Annotated in this window: 17 protein-coding genes; 14 read left to right on the top strand and 3 right to left on the bottom strand. The window is 46.9% G+C overall.

Going from position 1 to position 20,385, the window contains the following annotated elements:
• Window positions 1-14: 14 nt before the first annotated feature.
• Window positions 15-1,400, bottom strand: coding sequence for an aminotransferase (locus EHS89_RS02710; protein ID WP_124924561.1), 1,386 nt, complete (start codon window positions 1,398-1,400; stop codon window positions 15-17).
• 251 nt (window positions 1,401-1,651) lie between these two features.
• On the opposite strand from EHS89_RS02710, the gene EHS89_RS02705 reads away from it, so the two are divergent.
• From EHS89_RS02705 to EHS89_RS02665, 9 genes are all read left to right on the top strand, one after another.
• Window positions 1,652-2,473 (top strand): helix-turn-helix transcriptional regulator, encoded by an 822-nt coding sequence (locus tag EHS89_RS02705; protein WP_124924560.1) that lies wholly within the window; start codon window positions 1,652-1,654, stop codon window positions 2,471-2,473.
• Between the two features lie 255 nt (window positions 2,474-2,728).
• Window positions 2,729-4,084 carry a Na+/H+ antiporter NhaC family protein gene (locus EHS89_RS02700; protein WP_124924559.1) on the top strand — a complete coding sequence of 452 codons (1,356 nt, stop codon included), beginning with the start codon at window positions 2,729-2,731 and terminating at the stop codon, window positions 4,082-4,084.
• Window positions 4,085-4,271: 187 nt separating this feature from the next.
• A complete protein-coding gene (locus tag EHS89_RS02695) occupies window positions 4,272-5,546 on the top strand; it encodes a Zn-dependent hydrolase (RefSeq protein ID WP_229753489.1) in 1,275 nt (424 codons plus the stop codon).
• A 395-nt stretch (window positions 5,547-5,941) separates the two neighbouring features.
• Window positions 5,942-7,153: a M24 family metallopeptidase gene (locus EHS89_RS02690; RefSeq protein ID WP_124924558.1), complete on the top strand. Its 1,212-nt coding sequence runs from the start codon at window positions 5,942-5,944 to the stop codon at window positions 7,151-7,153.
• A 161-nt stretch (window positions 7,154-7,314) separates the two neighbouring features.
• Window positions 7,315-8,340 carry a TRAP transporter substrate-binding protein DctP gene (gene dctP, locus EHS89_RS02685; protein WP_124924557.1) on the top strand — a complete coding sequence of 342 codons (1,026 nt, stop codon included), beginning with the start codon at window positions 7,315-7,317 and terminating at the stop codon, window positions 8,338-8,340.
• A 360-nt stretch (window positions 8,341-8,700) separates the two neighbouring features.
• Window positions 8,701-9,297 (top strand): TRAP transporter small permease, encoded by a 597-nt coding sequence (locus EHS89_RS02680; protein WP_211340273.1) that lies wholly within the window; start codon window positions 8,701-8,703, stop codon window positions 9,295-9,297.
• A gap of 95 nt (window positions 9,298-9,392) precedes the next feature.
• The gene (locus tag EHS89_RS02675; protein ID WP_124924556.1) at window positions 9,393-10,688 is read left to right on the top strand and encodes a TRAP transporter large permease; all 1,296 of its coding nucleotides are present in this window, start codon (window positions 9,393-9,395) and stop codon (window positions 10,686-10,688) included.
• Between the two features lie 139 nt (window positions 10,689-10,827).
• A complete protein-coding gene (locus EHS89_RS02670) occupies window positions 10,828-11,394 on the top strand; it encodes an ACT domain-containing protein (protein WP_124924555.1) in 567 nt (188 codons plus the stop codon).
• A 13-nt stretch (window positions 11,395-11,407) separates the two neighbouring features.
• Window positions 11,408-12,652 (top strand): MFS transporter, encoded by a 1,245-nt coding sequence (locus EHS89_RS02665; protein WP_124924554.1) that lies wholly within the window; start codon window positions 11,408-11,410, stop codon window positions 12,650-12,652.
• On the opposite strand, the gene EHS89_RS02660 is transcribed toward EHS89_RS02665, so the two are convergent.
• Window positions 12,617-13,537: a LysR substrate-binding domain-containing protein gene (locus EHS89_RS02660; protein ID WP_124924553.1), complete on the bottom strand. Its 921-nt coding sequence runs from the start codon at window positions 13,535-13,537 to the stop codon at window positions 12,617-12,619. The two genes, EHS89_RS02665 and EHS89_RS02660, sit on opposite strands and share 36 nt — an antisense overlap.
• 219 nt (window positions 13,538-13,756) lie before the next feature.
• On the opposite strand from EHS89_RS02660, the gene EHS89_RS02655 reads away from it, so the two are divergent.
• Window positions 13,757-14,872, top strand: a complete 1,116-nt coding sequence (locus EHS89_RS02655; RefSeq protein WP_124924552.1) for a GlxA family transcriptional regulator — start codon at window positions 13,757-13,759, stop codon at window positions 14,870-14,872.
• Window positions 14,873-14,984: 112 nt separating this feature from the next.
• Here the strand turns inward: EHS89_RS02655 and EHS89_RS02650 are convergent, their stop codons facing one another.
• Window positions 14,985-16,025 (bottom strand): GlxA family transcriptional regulator, encoded by a 1,041-nt coding sequence (locus tag EHS89_RS02650; RefSeq protein WP_124924551.1) that lies wholly within the window; start codon window positions 16,023-16,025, stop codon window positions 14,985-14,987.
• Window positions 16,026-16,434: 409 nt separating this feature from the next.
• Here EHS89_RS02650 and dctP (EHS89_RS02645) point away from each other — a divergent pair, with 409 nt between their 5' ends.
• From dctP (EHS89_RS02645) to EHS89_RS02630, 4 genes are all read left to right on the top strand, one after another.
• Entirely contained in the window at window positions 16,435-17,442 is a 1,008-nt protein-coding gene (dctP, locus tag EHS89_RS02645) for a TRAP transporter substrate-binding protein DctP (RefSeq protein WP_124924550.1), read from the top strand.
• Between the two features lie 140 nt (window positions 17,443-17,582).
• On the top strand, window positions 17,583-18,131 hold the full coding sequence (locus tag EHS89_RS02640; RefSeq protein ID WP_124924549.1) for a TRAP transporter small permease: 549 nt from the start codon (window positions 17,583-17,585) through the stop codon (window positions 18,129-18,131).
• 14 nt (window positions 18,132-18,145) lie between these two features.
• On the top strand, window positions 18,146-19,435 hold the full coding sequence (locus tag EHS89_RS02635; RefSeq protein ID WP_124924548.1) for a TRAP transporter large permease: 1,290 nt from the start codon (window positions 18,146-18,148) through the stop codon (window positions 19,433-19,435).
• A gap of 92 nt (window positions 19,436-19,527) precedes the next feature.
• Complete coding sequence (locus EHS89_RS02630) at window positions 19,528-20,208, top strand: M15 family metallopeptidase (RefSeq protein WP_124924547.1); 681 nt, start codon at window positions 19,528-19,530, stop codon at window positions 20,206-20,208.
• Window positions 20,209-20,385: the final 177 nt, after the last annotated feature.

Here is a 20,385-nt window from a genome sequence, read left to right as displayed (position 1 = left end):
GATGAATCGTAAAATCAGCCAAGTCCAAGTTCCTGTGTAACAGCAGCAATACTTTCATACAAAGCATTGAACAGAATGTCAGTCTGATCACGGGTCATAACCAGTGGTGGTGACAGTACTATGACATCACCGACCGGGCGGACGATGACGCCCCTTTCCTGGCAGTGTTTAAATACCCGCTGACCGATACCAGCCGTGACCGGGAAACGGGACTTTTCAGCTTTATTGCTGACCAGTTCTATACCCACCATAAAGTGACTGCCACGAACATCTCCGACAATTGGCAGATCGGCTAGCTTTTGTGCCTGCTCAAAAAAGTATGGACCTACTTCCTGTACATGCTCGCAAAGCTTTTCCTGTTCCATAATCTCAATGTTTTTAAGTGCTGCTGCACAGGCAACCGGGTGTCCCGAGTAGGTAAAACCGTGGCTCAGAAGGCCACCTTCACATTGAGGCTTACTGATAACCTGGTATATCTCATCAGACAGCATCGTGGCGCCTAACGGAATATATCCAGAGGTCAGTCCTTTCGCCATGCAAAGCATGTCAGGGGTATAACCGTATAACTCTTCAGACGCGACCATTGCGCCTAAACGACCAAAAGCTGTGACCACTTCATCAGCGATAAATAGCATGTCGTATTTCTTACAAGTGTCATACATACGTTTGTGATAACCCGCAGGTGCTACCAGAACGCCGCCGGCGCCCATAATAGGTTCGGCGATAAACGCTGCTACATTATCAGGACCCAGCTGCAGAATATGGTTTTCAAATTCATCGATTAGAAAGTCGCAGTACTGCGCTTCGGTCAGATCTTCAGCGCCAACAGGGCGGCGGTACATATTGGCAGCAGAGATATATTCCACCAAATTATCAGCTGCATCAAAGCCGTATTTAGTACCCTGAATGCCGGTTAGAGCGGCGGCTAGGTAAGTGCTGCCATGGTAGCCGTCACAACGGGATATTATCTTCTTCTTGCTGTGCAACCCTTTCATATTGAAGTAGTAGTGCGCAAGGCGAACGGCGGTATCGTTGGCGACTGATCCACCACAACCGTAGAACACATGGTTCAGATTTCCGGGCGAGAGTTCGGCCAGTTTTGCAGCCAGTTGAGCGGCGGGTTTATTAGTACTGTGACCAAATGGATTATAGTATTCCATGGTTGTCACTTGGTTGCTTATGGCCTCAGCCATCTCTCTGCGGCCGTGGCCTATATTGACGCACCAGAGTCCGGCGATACCATCCAGATAAGGTTTACCTTCGGTGTCAGTGACATATACCCCTTCAGAATGGCTGATAACCTGGCTACCTTCGTCCTGAAAGGTGCTGAAATCGGTGTAAGGATGGATGAAGTGCTGCTTATCCATTTCAAAGAACTCGGTATGGGTGAATTCAGACATATGCCCTCACTTATTTATTATGTTGTTTATACAGTTCGATCAGGAAAAGAGTGAATAAGAGGCTTACGTACATTTCCCAGGATCTCTCTATCAAACCAAATGAGGCTGGGTTTGCGGAACATCCCAAAAGTTATATACCTTTAGCTATATGGTCAGAACGGAACCATCAGGTATGGTAGGCATTCATTTAAAGTCAGTTGCAATGTAACGCTATACTGACAACCGGAATAAGCGATAAGCGAAGAATCTGTATGCGATTATTTGATGGTCTGAGTCATAAAGAACTTGCTGAATGGCATAAACAGCTGGCGCGATTAAGTAGTGCGCTGCGTTCTGAGTCATTCTGTAGTGTGCTGGTAGAGACGCTGGGTAAGCTGATTAACTTTCAGGGCGTTGTCATTATTACCTACAAGAATAATCACCGGCCAATATCTATCTATGACAGCTATCTGCCTTCAGAACATAAACAAGTAGTCGTAAAGTATCTTGATGGTGTATATGCACTGGACCCGTTTTATACCGCATTGAATAGACATATTGCGCCGGGTGTATACCGGCTAAAAGAGATGGCGCCAGACTCTTTTGAGCAGAGCGATTATTATCTGCAGTACTATCGAGGTTTAAATAACATCGATGATGAGGTGGGACTTTTTATTGATCTGCCCGACGATGTTGTGATGATTATCTCCCTGGCACGAATTTCCGAAATGGAATCTCTGACCCGCAGTGAGCGTAATGTCTTAAATAGCATATTCCCACTGATACGGAGCTTAGTTCGAGAGTTTTGGGCGCTACAGTCAGTGAAGTTTGTGAGCGGGGCCGATGATGCTGATCCTGTGGAAAAAGCATTTAAAACCTTTGGTAGCGGAACGTTGACTGAACGTGAGTTGGAGATTATCAGTCTTATTTTGCAGGGGCACTCGAGTAAGTCGGTCGCCAGTAGCTTAGGTATCACACCAGGAACCGTGAAAGTTCATCGAAAAAATATTTATACCCGTTTGAATGTTTCAACCCAGTCTCAGCTGTTTTCATTGTTTCTGAATCATCTGGCAATGGAAGCGTCAATGGAGTGATCAACTATGAGCTAAAGGGGCGCAGAGCCCACCAAAAGCTGTTTATTCCTTATACCTGTTAGTGCCTTCCGTAGATCTTTCACCTCGCAATGACTGTTTTATATTAACCTTTAACTGATGATGCCTGATTTTGCGGGAACATGAAAAGCCGCGCTATTCCTTTTGGTATATGTTCGCCCGTGCGGCTGCAGTATTAACCTGACTCTGAGAGTTTGATTTTAGAAAAAAAATAAGACAGAGAATAAGGTGTAAATTATGGAGTCTTTTGGAGCAATAGCGCTTATACCAACGATCATCGTGCTGGTCGTTGCCCTGATTACCCACCGCACGATCGAGTCCCTTCTAGCCGGTGTGATTATTGGATTACTGATTACCTCTCCCACTGAAGTGGTGAGCGAATTTGCTTCGACAGCCCTTACTGTGATGGGGGATGGAGTTATCGGCTGGATCATTCTGGTGTGTGGCTTATTCGGCAGCCTGATTGCGTTGTTGGTAAGAACCGGTAGTGCGGTATCTTTCAGTGAGTTTATGATTCGGTTTGTTAAATCACAGCGTAGCAGCCTTGTAGTTACCTGGATTCTGGGTCTGATCATCTTTATTGATGACTACCTTAATGCACTTGCTATTAGCTCTTCTATGAAAAAGGTTACTGATAAATACAAAGTATCGAGAGAGATGTTGGCTTATATCGTAGATTCAACCGCTGCACCTATCTGTGTGCTGGTACCTTTCTCTACCTGGGCGATTTTCTTTTCTGGTTTGTTAGAAGACAACGGTGTTGCGGAGCAGGGGCAGGGACTGACAGTTTATATTCAAGCAATTCCTTATATGTTCTATGCCTGGGTTGCCGCAATCATTGTTCCGCTGGTAGCGATGGGTAAATTCCCCTTATTAGGCGCGATGAAAACAGCTGAGCTGCGGGCAAAAGGTGGTCAGGTAATTCCGGATGGTGCCGATGGTATTGAGCTGATTGGCGGTGAAAGTCTGAGCTCTGCTCGCACTCAGCCACACTTGCTGAACTTCTTTATTCCGATCGCATCGCTGATCTTTTTTACCTGGTATTTTGATGTCGATATTCTGATGGGGGTATTGGTATCACTGGCTATTACAATCGTTCTGTATGCTGGTCAGCGTCTTCTTTCCTTCGATGAAACCTTCGATACCATGATGGATGGTTTCAAATCTATGTTGATTCCACTGGGTACCGTAGTTGCCAGCTTCATGCTGAAAGAGGTCAACGATTCTCTAGGCCTGACGCTATATGTTATCGATTCAGTTAAGCCTATGATGACGCCTGAATTGTTGCCGATGATGGTCTTTCTGGTCATGGCGCTTATCGCATTTGCGACCGGTACTTTCTGGGGCATGTTGGCGGTAGCACTGCCTATTGTTGTGCCGCTGGCTGTAGCGATGGATGCCAATATCCCGCTTATACTGGGTGCTTTGATGTCCGCAGCAGCATTCGGTAGTCATGCATGTTTCTATGGTGACTCTACTGTTCTGTCTGCTCAGGGCAGTGGTTGTACTGCTATGCAGCATGCACTGACACAGATGCCATATGCGCTTATTGCGGCGGCGGTCTCAAGTGTACTGTTCCTGGTAGTGGCATAACTTTAGTAACCGGGCTCTACGGAGCCCGGTTTTCTTTCCTTACTTTTTCGTACTGGCTACTTCCTTTTGATCTTTCTCCCAACTTATCTAATCACGGCTAAGGCAATGTCTCAGCCCCGTAGATAAATTGCTTTAGCCTGTGCGAGGCGGTCCTGATAATGAAGGAATGCGGTCAGGAAGTTAAAAAATGAAATACAGCGTGGCAGGTATTAGCGAGGTAATTATGATTCCTGAAATTAAGATAAATCAACAACGGATCTGGGATAGCCTGATGACGCTGGGTCAGATCGGTGGTACCGAGGAGGGTGGCTGCTGTCGGCTGGCGCTAACTGAGCTTGATCGGCAAGCCCGGGATACTTTTATCAACTGGTGTAAAGATGCCGGTTGTGAGATTAGTATCGATCAGATCGGTAATATTTTTGCCCGACGTCCAGGTACGAATCCTGATGCGGCAGCGATTACTACCGGCAGCCATCTGGATACTCAGCCAACCGGCGGTAAATTTGATGGTATCTATGGCTGTCTCGCTGGACTGGAGGTGATCAGAACGCTGAACGATCACAATATCCAAACTTTTCGTCCGGTTGAAGTGTCAGTCTGGACTAATGAAGAAGGCTCACGATTTGCGCCGGCGATGATTGCGTCTGGAGTGTTTTGTGGTGAGTTTGATATCGACTATGGCTTGAGCAGGGCCGACTCCGAAGGGGTTACCATTGGTGAAGCCTTGAAGCAGATAGGTTACGACGGAGCTGAACCTGTTGGTCAGCGTGATATTCATCGTTTCTTTGAACTGCATATAGAGCAGGGGCCGGTATTAGAGCAAGAAAAACTGGATATCGGCATCGTGACCGGGGTACTGGGTATGCGCTGGTACGATCTGGTGATTAAGGGGACCTCCGCACATGCAGGCCCAACACCTATGGCGTACCGCCAGGATGCGCTGTATGCATCGGCCTGTATGATTAAAGAACTGTTTGAGCTGGCCCATAGTAATGAGGAAGGTAACACTCGCTCTACCTTTGGCTGTCTGGATGTTATTCAGCCATCCCGAAATGTTATTCCGGGTGAAGTACGTTTAACGGTCGATCTGCGTCATAGCGATCTGGATGGTTTACAGAGTCTGGAGCAGAAAGCCCGGGAAATTATTGCTGCCATAGCTGAGCAGAGCGGTACCACTGCAGAGTTGAACTGTATCTGGGACAGTCCACCCACCGCCTTTGCACCTGAATGTATTGAGGCGGTAGGGAATGCAGTAAAAGATACCGGCTTGAGCTATTGCGAACTGGTTAGTGGCGCGGGTCATGATGCGGTTTACCTATCCCGTAAGGTACCAACATCAATGATCTTTGTCCCTTCGGTAGGAGGGATCAGCCATAACGAAGCAGAATGGTCGACCATCGAGCAGATAGGTGCAGGTACTCAGGTACTGTTTAATGTAATGCAGACTCAGGCGAATATTTAACAGTCTGGCGATCATCTTTTGAATGTTATTAAGGGGAAGCGAAAGCTTCCCTTTTTTTATGCCTGCAGAGCTCTTAAAAGGAGCTCTATAGCAGGTCATTATGTCTGCTAACTCTCCTCCGGTACACACAAGATCGCTCTAAATAGCAGCGTATTTATCTTCTACAAGTCTCCGGATAAATCTTCTTTTTGGACTGATTCATGGCTCTGGCTATTGTCATTGCTACCTCATTTGCATTGTTAATGATTACATTAAAACTATTGATTTCTGTTATGAGTTGGTAGCGGCTAATCTGATTTTCCAGCAGCAGAGTGCTTGCTGATATCACGTTCAGACCAGCGACAGTGCCATTGGTCATACGTAATAAAAATTACAAAAATAAGAGGATTTCAAATATGCAGATGCCACACACTTTGTCGATTCCAAACGGCGAAAAGGTGCAGCCTACGTTTTCTAAAGAGGAGCTGGGAGCTCGTCTGGCAAAGCTGCGTCGCTATATGGCTGAAAACGACCTGCAGGCGGTGTTGTTTACTTCTTACCACAACATCAATTACTACAGTGACTTCGTTTACTGCCGTTTTGGTCGTGATTATGGCCTGGTGGTTACTCAGGATACTTACACAACCGTTACGGCGAACATCGATGGCGGACAGCCGTACCGTCGTAATCAACTGGGCGATAACGTTGTTTATACCGACTGGCAGAAAGATAACTTCTTCTACGCGCTGAAAAATCTGGTTAAAGATGGCAGCAAGATCGGTGTTGAATACGATCATATGCCACTGCAAAACCTGGAAAAAATGAAAGCCGCATTCCCATCGTCTGATTTCGCCGATATCGGTGTACCGACTATGAAAATGCGCATGATCAAGTCAGATGAAGAGATCGCTGTTATTAAAAACGGTGCTCGTGTTGCAGATATCGGTGGTGCTGCTATTCGTGATGCGATCGCAGTTGGAGTGCCTGAGTATGAGGTTGCATTAGCCGGTGTACAAGCGATGGTGCGAGCGATTGCTGATATTTATCCTCATGGCGAGCTGATGGATACCTGGGTTTGGTTCCAGTCTGGTATCAATACCGACGGCGCGCATAACCCGGTGACCAGCCGTAAAGTTGAAGCCGGCGATATTCTGAGCCTGAATACTTTCCCGATGATCGCCGGTTACTACACCGCGCTGGAACGTACTTTGTTCAGTGAGTTTGCCTCTGATCGTCATCTGGAACTGTGGGAAATTAACTGTAAAGTGCACCGCCGTGGTCTTGAGTTGATCCGTCCGGGTGCTCGTTGCAGCGATATCGCCGCCGAGCTGAACGAAATATTCCTGCAGCATGATGTATTACAGTACCGCACCTTTGGCTATGGCCATTCCTTCGGCACATTGAGCCACTACTACGGCCGCGAAGCAGGACTGGAGTTACGTGAAGATGTCGACACAATCATCGAGCCGGGCATGGTGGTTTCTATGGAACCTATGCTGATGTTACCTGAAGGTAAGGCGGGCGCCGGTGGCTACCGCGAGCATGACATTCTGGTAGTAGGTGAGGACAGTGTTGAAAACATCACTAAGTTCCCATTCGGTCCGGAGCACAACATCGTTAAATCCTGATAACTGATCCAGTTAACTGTCCCCCGTACAATCTTATTGTTTAAGGGGGCAGATAGACCTGCGCCTGTCAGCTCAACGGAGGCAGAGGCAGGGGATACCCTGCTGTTACGGCAGACAATGCAAGATCCTGTTCCACTAATAAAAATAATAGAGGTGGTCAAATGACCCGATTTAGCAAAAAGTTTACCGGGGTGCTCGCCGCAGCAGCCCTCTCCGCAAGTGCGTTAACTGCAACACTGCCGACTCAGGTTCAGGCAGCTGAGAATGGCCATATTCTGGCCCATGTAATGCCAACCGATCATATCTTTAACAGTGTCTCTGAACAGTTTATCAGCAAGCTGGATGAGTTGTCTGGCGGTACTGTCAATATTGAATATCATCCGGGTGGCGATCTGGGTGACTGGTCAACTATTACCGAGCAGGTAATGCAGGGCGCTTTACCTATGACGATGGCCTGGTCTAACTCCGAGCTGGATCCGCGCCTTGATATTGCCAACCTGGGTTATGTTGCTGATGACTGGCCGAGTGCGACAAAAGTGTATGGTCCGGGTAGTCAGATGGATAAGCTCTTCGCTGAGATCTATGACGGCCTGAATGTTGAACTACTGGGCACGTTGCCGACCGATTTTACCGGTTATGTGGTACGTAAAGGCGTTGATGTTCCGGTGAAAATTCCTCAGGACGCTAAGGGCTTTAAGATTCGTGTGCCTAACTATCCTATGGCGATCGATCGTTACAGTGCTTTGGGTTTCTCCGTAGTGCCGATGGCATTTTCTGAAGTGCATACCGCTTTGCAAACAGGTGCGATCGATGGTCGTGCGTTCTCTCCACCGTATGAAGTGTTGATGTTCCGTGATGTTCTGCGAGCTTATGTTTATACCCGTGAATCTTTCGAGCCGACTTTCTGGATCGCAAGTAAGAGCTGGTTGGCAGGTTTGAGTGATCAGGAGCGTGCATGGGTACGGGAAGCCGCTGACTATGCGACAGGCTGGGCCTGGGATAATGCTGAAGAGTTCAGCCAGGGTTGGTTGGATAAAATTCAGGCTGCAGGTATTGAAGTACTGGAGCAAGATCCTGCACAAGCTGCTGCATATAAGCAGACTGTAATGGAAGTTGAATGGCCGATTATGGAAGGCCTGTTGGGTAAAGAGATCATGTCTGATCTTAAGCAAACTGCCGGTCTGTAATAGCCCGGGGTAGTTCTAAAGAGCCTGCGAACTGCATTAGCAGGCTCTTTTTGTAAGGGAACCGGCGAATAAGTCCTAAGTTTTCTCAGTGGACAGTAAATTGACTTAGTGTGCGAAAGGCTGCGCAGCGGAATGACGAGTCCTTTCCAAGTGGCCTGACAAAGCAGTAAGTCAATTTAATGCCCACCCTTCTTTTTAAAGAAAAGGGGGCTAGCAGAGCGATCCAATTTCTTTGTTAACGATTTTCGACAGGCAACCAGCATGTCTGTAATCGCTGCCTCGAACTTGAACCGCTCTGTAAGCCTGAGGTGCTTGGGACTTGTTCGCAGATTCCTAAGAGCACTCAACGGGAGTTTTATTATGAGTATCGAGTATACCCATCCGGATGAAATGATCGGACCGGCTTACATTAAAGCTGTACCGGGGGACGCTAAAGCCAGGCAAAGCTTATTTTATCGGGTTGAAGCCCGGTTGGCACAAGTGATTGCTATAGCGATGGTTATCGCAACCATTGCGCTGGGTTTGCTGATGGCGGCACAGGTAGTGATGCGCTATGGCCTGGAATCGCCTTTTCTGGGAATTGAAGAGCTGGCACCGATGCTGGCGCTGTGGGCCTATTTTCTGGGCATGATCTACGCGACCCGGGATCAGGACCATATCTCCGGGGGCATTATCGCCCTGATCTTTAAAAATCGCACGCTGATTCAGGCGATCCGCCTGGCGGGCTCTGTTGCCTGTTTGTTAGCCGTCTGTGTGTTTGGTTATTTTGCGCTGAAATTTGCACAGTTCAATCTGGATCTGCACCGCAAAAGTATCTATATGCGCTGGCCTAAATATCTATGGGATTTCAGCATGGTTACGGGCTTTGCACTGATGGCGTTCTATTACTGCCTACAGATTATTGCGGAAGTGCGGGATCTGAAAAATGGTCCTGATAATGGTTCAGAGCAAAAGTAGATCTGAACAGCAGTGTTGAATGTTAGCTCTGTAGATTAACTCTGGATATCAGCCCTGAACAGGGCTAAGCAAAACAATAAAAATAAGGTGTGGTCATGACAATATTCTTCCTGACTATTGCGATTGTCGTTCTGCTACTGCTACTTGAAGTACCAGTAGGTTTTTCTTTCGGCCTGGGAGCGCTGTTTTACGGTATTCAGTCCGGTACTGATATTTCTTTCCATGCCGGCTATGGCTACTCCCAGATCGGAGCATTCTCCCTGTTAGCACTTCCACTGTTTGTTCAGGCAGGCACTCTGATGGGTACCGGAGGGATATCTGAGCGGTTATTGGATTTTGTGAACGCGTTTGTGGGTCGTACTAAAGGTGGTTTAGGTGCGGTAACCGTGCTCAGTTGTGCCATGTTTGGTGCGATTTCCGGTAGTGCTTCAGCGGCTATTGCTGCGATCGGCAAAATTATGGTTCCGCGGATGATCAGGGAAGGTTATCCCGAAGGTCATGCAACAGCCCTGGTTGCCGTATCTTCGGTACTGGCATTGATGATACCGCCGAGTATTCCGATGATTGTATTCGCAATAGCGACCCGTCAGTCTGTTGCTAAAGTTTTTCTTGCGACGATGTTACCGGGCATTCTGTTGGCCCTGGTGTATTGTGCGCTGAATTTCTGGTTTCTGCGTAAAAATACCACCATCAAGGTGTCGCCAAAGCTGCCTATGCGTGAAGTAGGTAGTGAAATCTGGAATGCCGGAAAGCGTGCGACTCTGGCGATTATCATGCCGTTTATTATTCTGGGCGGTATCTATAGTGGCATAGCTACACCGACCGAAGCCGGGGCCGTGGCACTGGTTTACACACTGTTTGTCGGTTTTGTTATCTATCGGACAATGACCATTCGGAACCTGTTTGAATCGAGTAAGGATGCGGCCATTCTGACCGGCTCGGTGATTATGGTGTTGTTCTTCCTGTTTATCCTTAGCCGGGGCATGATTCTGGCTCAGATACCCAATCAGTTTGCCGAGCTACTGTTAAGCATCTCAGATAATAAAATTGTGCTGCTACTTATTATCAATCTGTTATTACTGCTAATGGGCATGATCGTTGATGATGTATCCGGTGGTGTCTTAGCAGCGATTATTCTGATGCCGGTAGTGCAAAAAATCGGCATAGATCCTATCCATTTTGCAGCCATTGTTGGTACTAACCTTGGGCTGGGTAATATCTCACCACCTTGTGCTCCATTGTTGTATATGGCCGGGGGAGTGACCAAATTATCACTGGATAAATATATCGGGCCGACCATGAAGTTCCTGTTACTTGGACATCTGCCGATGGTGTTTATTGTGACTTTCATACCCGAGCTGAGCCTGTGGCTGCCAAGCCTGTTGGACTAGTTCTCTGAGCTCGTTTTTCTAAATTCTGTTTTCAAAAGTCATCGCTAAGACGGATATCAGATAAGTCTGGTATCCGTTGCTTATTTCACTAGTGCAGCGTTGTTAATAAACGGCTGTACTTCTTCGCAGGAGTGTTGCTATGGCGACCTGGTTATTAACAGTGACGGGCAATGATCAGCCTGAACAATTAAAAAAGTTTTGTGAAACGATTGCGTTGATGGAAGGCGTTTTTCTCGATAGTCAGCAAACTGTCATGGCAGGCCGGGTAATGGCGCTTTATAAAGTGTGCCTGCCTGATACTCATATCCCTTTTGCCCAAAAAATGTTTGCTGAGTTTGCACTGAAAGGGGTTGAAGTCATTGCTATTGATGAGTTGGATGAGCGTTCTGAATATAAGCGTTCTGAGTATAAATGCGCAGAGCAATCAGACAGCTACCTGGTATTGGATCTCAAAGGTCAGTATCGCTTCGGCATAGACCATGATATCCGCATGATTTTAGAGTGCCATGGCGCAGAGACTGAACAGTTGAATCAGCAATATCTGGGGCGCTCATTGGTAGGTGAGCAGCAGTTCAGTGCCCGTATCCGTGCCAGAATGTCCCGTTTGTTATCCGAGCCTGACCTGCTGCAGGCGCTGCATAGACTGTCCCCCGGACTGAGTATTCGGCTCAGCGTTATCGAACCCACCAATGCACTTGCCTGTTGAAGGTGTTCAGTGAATGGTTGAGCTGGCGATACTCTGTGCTGCATACGCCATCAGTCTGTTCTATCGCGGTATGCTGGCGGTCATAGCACCAGAGCTAACAGCAGAGTTATTACTGGATGAGAGTCGTTTAGGGTTACTGGCATCGGCATTTTTTATTAGCTTTGCTATCGCCCAGATTCCCTGTGGCATTGCATTAGATAAGTTTGGTGGGCGATTGACTATCGCCGCTTTTTTGTTGTTTGCGGTATTGGGGACTTTGTTATTCAGTGTTGCAGATAGTTACTCCCTGGCGTTGTTAGCCCAGAGCTTGATAGGAATCGGCTGTGCGCCGGTATTTACCGGTACTATGCTGTTTATCGGGCGTTGCTTTGAACCATTAAGGTTTGCTTATATCACGGCGCTGGTGATTTCCATCGGCAGTATTGGTGATCTGCTGGGAACAACACCGCTGGCGTTGCTTGCGCAAACGATTGGTTGGCGTGGATCGATGCAGTTGATCGCTCTGATTACAGGATTGGTTGGACTACTGTGTTTCTTTGGTTTGGGATCTGATAAACCTTCAAATAGCGATGAAACGCTGACAAGAATGCTAATGGGTATGGCAAGTATTCTTCGGATCCGGTCGCTGTGGTTGCTGTTGCCAATGTTCCTGGCCAGTTATGCTGTATTGATGGCTATAAGGGGCGTCTGGAGCGGCCCTTATCTGGCCGACATATATCATTCAGATCCTGCAGAACGGGGACTGGTTCTGATGGCGATGTCTGTGGCAATGGCGCTGGGAACCTTTATGCTGGGTTGGCTTGATCACCGGTTAAATTCTACCAAGCTGGTGGTTCTGGCCAGCGCGATGCTGGCAGTGATTCCTTTTGTTGCTTTGGCCTTTTTTCCAAGGACCAGTGTCTGGTTTGCGATGTGGGCTTTTGTGCTTATCGGTTTGTTTGGTTTTAACTATCCATTGTTGATGTCCCATTCCCGAACATTTCTTGCCCCTGAATATCTGGGGCGGGGGATGGCGGTACTGACGGCGGTGAGTATCGCAGGTGTTGCTCTGATACAGGCGATAAGTGGTTGGTTGCTGGAGTGGGGAGCGGCTGCTCAACTATCTCTGCCTGAACAGTATCGGCTGTTATTTACTATGCTGGGGCTAACGTTATTACTGGCATCGCTGATCTACAGTTTTAGCCGTCGCGAAGGAGATAAAGATCAACCTTCGGTCCGGATATTAGCGAGCGGAAAGATAGCTGTTGCCAGTAGCTGAAGGTATTTTTAATGATGCAGGATAATCCTGACTTTGCTTCAGTCCGCGGCGCAGAAAGTCCAGTAGCAGAGTTGCGGCAGGGGACAGGCTGTTCTGATCATAATTAAACCCTATAGTAACTTTGCCCAATTCAGGGAGATTGTTATAGGTTTGTTCAGCCTGAAATATTTCAGGGATAGTATTGAGTACCAGTGCGCTAATACCTAAGCCGGCTTTAATTGCGGACTGGATGCCCAGCAGACTCGAAGAGCAATAAAGTACTCGCCAGGGAATACCCGCTTCGTTCAGAGCATCGGTAATATGCTTTCGATAAATACAACCCTGAGGGTAAAGCACCAGTGGCACTGGCTGACTTCGGTTCAGATTAAAACCCGGATCAGCAATCCAGGATAGTGTCTCGACGATATAGTCATCGTCGGCAAAGCCGTGTTCAGGAAACTCATCCATCGACATGACCATGTCGTAAGAGCCTTTCTTATATCCATCACGAAGGTTAATACTAACATCGGAAGTTACATCCAGTGTCACATCCGGGTAGGCACGGGAGAATTTAGATAGCAGTACCGGCAGAAAAGAAACTTCAAAATCATTGGGGGTACCTAAGCGTACGGTACCGCTGACAGAAGGTGCTGATAACTGGGATACCACTGCATCATTCATCTCAAGAATCTTGCGTGCTGATTCGTACAGCATACGGCCCTCTTCGGTCAGTTTTAGCCCGCCCGCACGGTTAAAGAGCTGGATATCCAACAGCTCTTCTAATCGTTTTACCTGCAGACTGATGGCCGGTTGTGAACGACCTAACAGTTCGCCAGCCTGAGTAAATCCCCCCAGGTCATTGATGGTAGTAAAAGTGCGCAACAGATCCATTGGGAGGTTTTTCATGACGACTGACCGTGGTTTTATTATTGTCTCGGTGTTCATTTTGAAAATACCCCTTAAGCATAAGTAATGCAAATGATGTCATTAAAACTATTGCTTGGACTAATGATGTCTAAGTTTTTAGCATTCTATATCTGTGCTTGATTGTGATGATTCACCCTTATCACCGTCTGTATTAATAACGAGAACAACTGCACGGAACTGATCAGGAGAATAATAAGAATGCTTAAGCATATTGATCATACCTATGACGCACGAAAAGTTTTGCCAGATCACGTCAAACCAGTACAACTGGATAATAAAAGACATTTCAGTCAGCTGTTACGCGAGACTAACCGGGCATTTCTACCGGATAGCGGGACAACTGCGACCATAAAGCGAGTTGGCTTTATACTGCCGGAACATTTTTCAATGATGGCATTCACCGCGGCGGTAGATGCTCTGGTAACGGCTAACCTGGTACATAGTGAGCCGTTGTTTAATTTTTCTACCTACGGCATAAAGGCGAATAAAGTCAGGAGTGATCTGGGTATTGAAATCTCAACTGATGGGGCTTTGGGGGAAATAAAGCCAGCATTTATGGGGGGCTTTGATCTGCTTATTGTCTGTGGCGGATACCGCTGTTCAATGGCAGAAAACAGTGTTCTTAGCAGTGTCCTGAAGTCTGCTGCCAAGAGCGAGACTATATTTGCCGGAATCTGGAACGGTGCTATTCCTCTGGCCTATGCCGGACTAATGGATGACGTTCGCTGTGCTCTGCATCCTGACAATCATGCTTTTATGCGAGAGCGATTCCAAAGTGTTGCAGTAACTGATAATACTCTGGAGATCGGTTCTAAGGTTGTTACCAGTGCCGGTCCTGCCAGTGCTTTGGAGATGATGCTACAACTGATCGATCGGCTACAGGGAAGGGATATAATGCGGGCCATCAGGGAGATACTCAGTTGTGATCAGGTGGCGGAGCAGGGTAGTAATAAATTAAACGGTAATACCGATAATCCTGCTATGCCGCAAAACCTGCAGGATATTATTCAATTGATGCGCTCAAATATTGAAGATCCGTTGGGTATTGATGATCTGGTGGCCTGCATCGGTATCTCCCGGCGTCAGATTGAACGTCTGTTTCAGAATCATCTGGATACCTCACCGGGGCGTTATTATCTTGAACTGCGTATCACCCACGCCCGACGGTTGCTGATACAAAGCAATGCTTCAGTAACCGACGTAGCGTTGGCCTGTGGCTTCGTAACCTCGAGCCATTTCAGTAACTGCTTTAAGGATTACTTTGGATTCTCTCCCACACATGTCCGGGAACGCTATAGGAATAGTTTAAGTTAAAACATTTGTGCATGATTGGATAAGTGAAATAGTACTGTATCAGCTCTGATAATTGACGCAGTACTCACTGATTAAGCCAGAGCAGAGATTTAGACCAGCTTATCTCCTCTGTTTAGTTCCGGTGTTGTTCTCTGGCAAGGCTGGGTGAAAGACCAAAATAATCTTTGTAACAGTTGCTGAAATGGCTGGTGCTGACAAAGCCGCTGGCAATTGCAATATTGGTGATCGATTCGTTACTTTGCAGCAGTAACCTGCGTGCATGAGTAATGCGTAGTTCAAGGTAATAGCGTCCCGGCGAGGTATCCAGATGGTTCTGAAACAGACGCTCTATCTGACGTCGGGATATTCCGATACAGGTTGTTAGTTCATCTACGCTGATCGGCTCCTCAATGTTAGCGGCCATAAGTTCCAGAATATCGCGCAGATTTTGCGGCAGGCAGGGATCATCACCCGGCTGGCTGATGCGGATATTGCTATCTTCGGATATCTGATCACAACTGAGTATCTCTCTGATAGCCCGGGTGACTTGTGCACCTCTGAGTTGGCTGATCAATTGCAACATCATCTCCATAGCGCTGACAGGGCCAGCACTGGTCAGGCGGTTACCTTCGCTTACAATAACCTGTTCGCTGACACTTACGTGGGGAAATTGCTCACGCATATAGGCATGGTTATCCGGGTGTAAGGCGCAGCTTTGTTGATTTAATAAGCCTGCATGGGCTAAAGCGATTGCGCCATTCCAGAGTCCGCCAATCAGCAAGTTTTGACTATCTGCCTGTTTCAGAATACGGGTGAGTTCCGGGTGATGTTGGGTTGAACAGCGATAGCCTCCACAAATAATCAGCAGATCGGGCAGAGGCTTGTTTTCAAATGCGCTCAGGGTTCCCTGGGCAGCGATTTCGATACCAAGATCACTTACCACCGGAGATGTTTCAGCAGCATAGGTCTGGTAATGAAACAAAGGGGTAGTGCGCACCAGATTCGCAGTGACAAGCGTATCTACTGCTGCTGTAAAGGCGGTCATAGAGAAGTGCTGTTGCAAAATAAAGCCTACCTCTACCGGTACTTCATTCTTATCTGAGGCGGGTAGGAATGGACTGTTGGTATCACGCATTAATGTGCTGAAGTTTCGTTTTTCTTTTATACAGGTCATGTGTGTGGCCCTTTTTTATTGTGAATGCTTTATAGCAGGTTTTTCTGGCTGTTAATAATGAGTAATCCGAGATGCGTTGTTGGTATGTAAAACTTTGTAAATAGATGTTAATGACCATTCATTTAACCCCCGTTTTTATTTGAAAAGGTTTTACATCTGTAATGTTTGTGCAACGAAAATTTTATTTCTGAACGACTTTAATAAGCTTTATAAGGTTTTTGTCTTAAGCGGTTTACATTCGATTGTATGAATAAATTTCAGCGGGTTTTTTTATTTTTTTATAGGGTTTTTAATCGAAGAGTATCGCTGTATAAAAATAAGGGTTCGTTTTTGAAAGCCTTTGAATATCTCAAATGAACATCACGCGAACATAAAAATAATTTTCTATTAAGAAAACGCGGAGACAACAATGAATAAGATCGAAAGTCGTTTTAGCCTGAAATCTGTAATTGCATCGTCCATGGTTCTGGGGGCTGTACTGGCGACGCCTGTTGAAGCTGCTACAACCCTGCGTATTGCAAGTCAGCATGCGCCTGATCAGTATGCATCTGAAGTACTACGTCAGATCAAAACTGATCTGGAAGGTGCGGGTGTAGATTTGAAAATCAAGCTCTATCCTGCAGGTCAGCTGGGTTCTGGTGAACAACTGATTGGTGAGGCGGTACGTGGCAGCATCGATATCGTTCACTCTTTTGTATACAGCCATAAAGACCCGGTATTGGAAATTAACTCGCTACCATACCTGGTATCAAACTACGATGAGATGGAGAAAGTGTTCAGCCCGGGCTCAAATTTCTACGGTATCTTCGATCAGCGTATGGATAAGATGGGCCTGAAATTGCTGGGTGTTACAGCTGAAGGCTTTATCGGTGTTATGTCTTCTTCAATGCCGGAAAATTATCAGACTACCGGCTCTAAAGGTCAGAATATCCGTGTATGGAGTGCGCAGTCAGCTAAGCTTGCCACCCAGGATATGGGTTACAACACGACGACAATTGACTGGGGTGATGCTTTCCCGGCGATCCAGCAGGGTGTAGTCGACGGTATGATCGGTGCTACACCGGAAGCGGCTTATACAACCTTCAAAGAAGCCATTAAGAACTATGTTCCTTACAACGCGTTTGTTGAAAACTACGCTTACTATGCCAGCAAGAAAACCTGGGAGAAGAAGCTAAACGAAGAGCAGCGTAAAGTTATTGCTGAGGTGTTTGCTAAAGCAGCGGCTGGTTTTGTTGACTGGAGCCGTGAGAACGACGCTGCCAACCTGAAGAAGCTAGAAGAATTTGGTGTGAAAATCCTGCCGCTGACCGACGCAGAACGCAGCGCTATTGCTAAGGAAGTACGGGCGAAAACCTGGCCTAAGCTGGAAGAACGTCTGGGTAAAGATATCCTGGAAAAAGTTATTGCTGATCTGTAATAGCGTCTCTCCCCATCGCTAAGTGGTGGGGAGTTTTTTAATCGAAATTTTATTAAATGATAATAGATTTTTAATCTTATGATTGGTGCTATTTCATTTTATAAGGTGTCGGTGTCTTAATAAAATAAGAGTGTAGCTCTATGCATCTGAATATACCGCGCCCTTTGGGCTCGCTGGTAAATATTCTGTTACGTAGCAAAGAATATATATTGGCGATTGCCAGCCTGATAATGGCATTTGTGTTTTTCTTTGTGGTTATCCTGCGTTACTGGTTTCAGGCTGACCTGTTTGCCTACGAAGAGTGGGTATTAATGATCGCGTTCTGGGTTTATTTCCTGGGCGGGGCAATGGGTAGTTATGAAAACACCCATGTGAAAGCTGATTTTCTGTTATCGCTTATTGATAGTGTTCGTACCAAATGGATCGTTGTGAATTGTACGATCTTCCTGGAAATCATTATCGGTATGGTTCTGAGTTACTGGGGCTGGCTGATGTTGTGGGAAGAGATCAGTGCCTATCCGGACTGGCAACGTACCACCGGACTGGAATTGCCATTTGTCATTCCTAAGCTAGGCATCTTTCTGGGTTTTGTCCTGATGACGTTTTACACCTCATTGCATCTTTGGAGCGGTCTGCGTGATGGCCCCACGGAAGAATGGGAATCTGACGAAGCGCCACCACATATCTGATTTAGGTATTCCTTATGTTAATTTTACTGACACTTCTGGTGATCTGTGTCGCGCTGGTGGTGGGTATTCCGGTACCTTTCGCCTTCGGTCTGGCACTAATCTATATGTCGCTTACCGGTGATCATGAGCCGGCGGGTTTTCTGACGTCTGGCCACTGGCGCATGAATGTACTGGTCCTGATGGCTATTCCGCTGTTTATTATGGCCGGAACTATTATGGAACGAGGCAAGATAGCTGAGCCTCTTGTTGATCTTGCTGAGCTTTTTGTTGGCCGGTTTAAAGGCGGTATTGCTTATACAGCGGTGGGCGCCAGTGCTATCTTTGGTTCGATTGCTGGCAGTGCGACAGCAACCCTGACCTGTATCGGCAGCATTATGATGCCGCAACTTCGCAAAGCAAACTATCCGGAAGGACTGTCCGCTGCGCTGATTACTAACGCTGCACCATTGGGGTTGTTGATTCCCCCCAGTGCGATTCAGATTATCTATGCCTGGGTAACCCGGCAGTCGGTGCTCAAGTGCTTTCTGGCGACGATCGTGCCTGGCCTGATTCTGGTGACCTTACTATGTATCGTTAATTACGTGATGTTACGTAAATATAACAATATTAAAGTGCTGCCAAAATCGGATAACTTCGGTAAAGAAGTCGCTAAGAAGGGGCGTTTTGCGTTTCCTGCTCTGTTAATGCCTTTCATGATTCTGGGGGGTATCTATGGCGGTATTATGACCCCGACAGAAGCAGCAGGTATTGCGGTGGTCTATGCCATTCCGGTTGGCTTCTTTATCTATAAAGGTTTGAACGTTGCTAACTTTAAAGAAGCATTAGTACAGTCTGCGACCACCACCGGTGTTGTAATGGTGATGTTCTTTATGGTGATGATTGTGAGTCGCCTGCTGATTTTTGAAGATATCCCTGATCTGGCCAAAGATCTGATCTTCTCAGTATCTGAAAATCCTATTGTGGTGCTGATTATGATCAATGTCGTGATGATCCTGATCGGTATGTTAATGGACGATGTTAGTGGTGTACTGCTAGCGTCACCTCTGTTATTCCCGATTGTGGTGGAGTTGGGTGTTGATCCGATTCAGTTTGCTGCCATTGTCGGAGTTAACCTGGGTATGGGTAATATCACACCACCGACAGCCCCCTTGCTTTATCTGGGCTCGAGGGTAACCGGTGTGAGGGTAAGTGCGATGCTTAAGCCCACCCTGATCATGATTCTGTTTGCCTGGATTCCAACACTGATCATTACCACTTATATTCCGCAGGTATCGTTATTCCTGCCGGAGATGTTCTTCGGTTAAAGCGGATGAATATGTGATATCTGATTGCTGCAATGCTGAAAAGGCCCTAAGGTAAAACCGTAGGGCCTTTTTTAAGTAAGGGATAACGGACTGTGATAGAACGATTAACACCTTCATCACCTGAAGTGCTTGCGGTTTCCGTACAAGAATGCGGTGAAGCTTTGGTTGATATTCGTAGCCTGGGTAGCCTTAAATTTGGTCCACCGCCGGAAAGTCCGGCGACGGCTGCAGACTACACCTTTATGCGACAGGGGATCTATCAGCGCTTACTACAAGCTCAGGCGTTGTTACCTGAAGGTATCAGTATGCAACTCTATGAAGCCTATCGTAGCCTCAAGGTGCAGGAGATGTTGTTTGCTGATGAGCTGGAAAGGGTGCGTAAGCGGCAATCAGATATCTCTGATGCAGACTGCTTTACTGAGGCCACCCGCATGGTTTCGGCCGTTGCTTATCCTGACGGAACTCTGAATATCCCCCCACATAATACTGGTGCTGCTGTCGACCTGCTGTTGTTAGATGAGAACGGGCAGGCATTGGATTTTGGTATGGATATATACCGCTGGACCGAAGTTGATCCTGACCTGTGTCTGACCCATGCGCCGGGGCTCAGTGATGAAGCTGTCAGCAATCGTCAATTACTGGTAGATGTGATGACCCGGGCGGGGTTTGTTAATTATCCGCAGGAGTGGTGGCACTTCTCCTATGGCGATCGTTTCTGGGCCTATCTGAGTGGCCATGACCATGCTATCTATGGCGCTGTGATGCACGCCTGAGGAGCTAAGCTCTACTCTCGAAATACTTCCTGACTCTGCCTATTAGATATCTGGAGGGCAATATAAAGGGAAATTATCCTTTAGAGCGCCCGAATGTTACTCATTTTGCGTAAATTCGGCTATGCAAATGTTTGGGCTCAGATGATAGTTAATCTAATATTTTGTATATGAAACAGC

Origin of the sequence: Amphritea balenae (assembly GCF_003858655.1) — a bacterium.
In the GTDB taxonomy this organism is placed as follows: Bacteria; Pseudomonadota; Gammaproteobacteria; order Pseudomonadales; family Balneatricaceae; genus Amphritea; species Amphritea balenae.
The sequence above is the reverse complement of the archived record's forward strand: the minus strand, read 5'-3'. Positions and strand labels throughout refer to the sequence as shown.

Bases quoted from the DNA above. Each gene is read 5' to 3' on its own strand.
- EHS89_RS02710 (WP_124924561.1), bottom strand. From the start codon at position 1,400: ATGTCTGAATTCACCCATACCGAGTTCTTTGAAATGGATAAGCAGCAC.
- EHS89_RS02705 (WP_124924560.1), top strand. From the start codon at position 1,652: ATGCGATTATTTGATGGTCTGAGTCATAAAGAACTTGCTGAATGGCAT.
- EHS89_RS02700 (WP_124924559.1), top strand. From the start codon at position 2,729: ATGGAGTCTTTTGGAGCAATAGCGCTTATACCAACGATCATCGTGCTG.
- EHS89_RS02695 (WP_229753489.1), top strand. From the start codon at position 4,272: ATGAAATACAGCGTGGCAGGTATTAGCGAGGTAATTATGATTCCTGAA.
- EHS89_RS02690 (WP_124924558.1), top strand. From the start codon at position 5,942: ATGCAGATGCCACACACTTTGTCGATTCCAAACGGCGAAAAGGTGCAG.
- dctP (WP_124924557.1), top strand. From the start codon at position 7,315: ATGACCCGATTTAGCAAAAAGTTTACCGGGGTGCTCGCCGCAGCAGCC.
- EHS89_RS02680 (WP_211340273.1), top strand. From the start codon at position 8,701: ATGAGTATCGAGTATACCCATCCGGATGAAATGATCGGACCGGCTTAC.
- EHS89_RS02675 (WP_124924556.1), top strand. From the start codon at position 9,393: ATGACAATATTCTTCCTGACTATTGCGATTGTCGTTCTGCTACTGCTA.
- EHS89_RS02670 (WP_124924555.1), top strand. From the start codon at position 10,828: ATGGCGACCTGGTTATTAACAGTGACGGGCAATGATCAGCCTGAACAA.
- EHS89_RS02665 (WP_124924554.1), top strand. From the start codon at position 11,408: ATGGTTGAGCTGGCGATACTCTGTGCTGCATACGCCATCAGTCTGTTC.
- EHS89_RS02660 (WP_124924553.1), bottom strand. From the start codon at position 13,537: ATGAAAAACCTCCCAATGGATCTGTTGCGCACTTTTACTACCATCAAT.
- EHS89_RS02655 (WP_124924552.1), top strand. From the start codon at position 13,757: ATGCTTAAGCATATTGATCATACCTATGACGCACGAAAAGTTTTGCCA.
- EHS89_RS02650 (WP_124924551.1), bottom strand. From the start codon at position 16,025: ATGACCTGTATAAAAGAAAAACGAAACTTCAGCACATTAATGCGTGAT.
- dctP (WP_124924550.1), top strand. From the start codon at position 16,435: ATGAATAAGATCGAAAGTCGTTTTAGCCTGAAATCTGTAATTGCATCG.
- EHS89_RS02640 (WP_124924549.1), top strand. From the start codon at position 17,583: ATGCATCTGAATATACCGCGCCCTTTGGGCTCGCTGGTAAATATTCTG.
- EHS89_RS02635 (WP_124924548.1), top strand. From the start codon at position 18,146: ATGTTAATTTTACTGACACTTCTGGTGATCTGTGTCGCGCTGGTGGTG.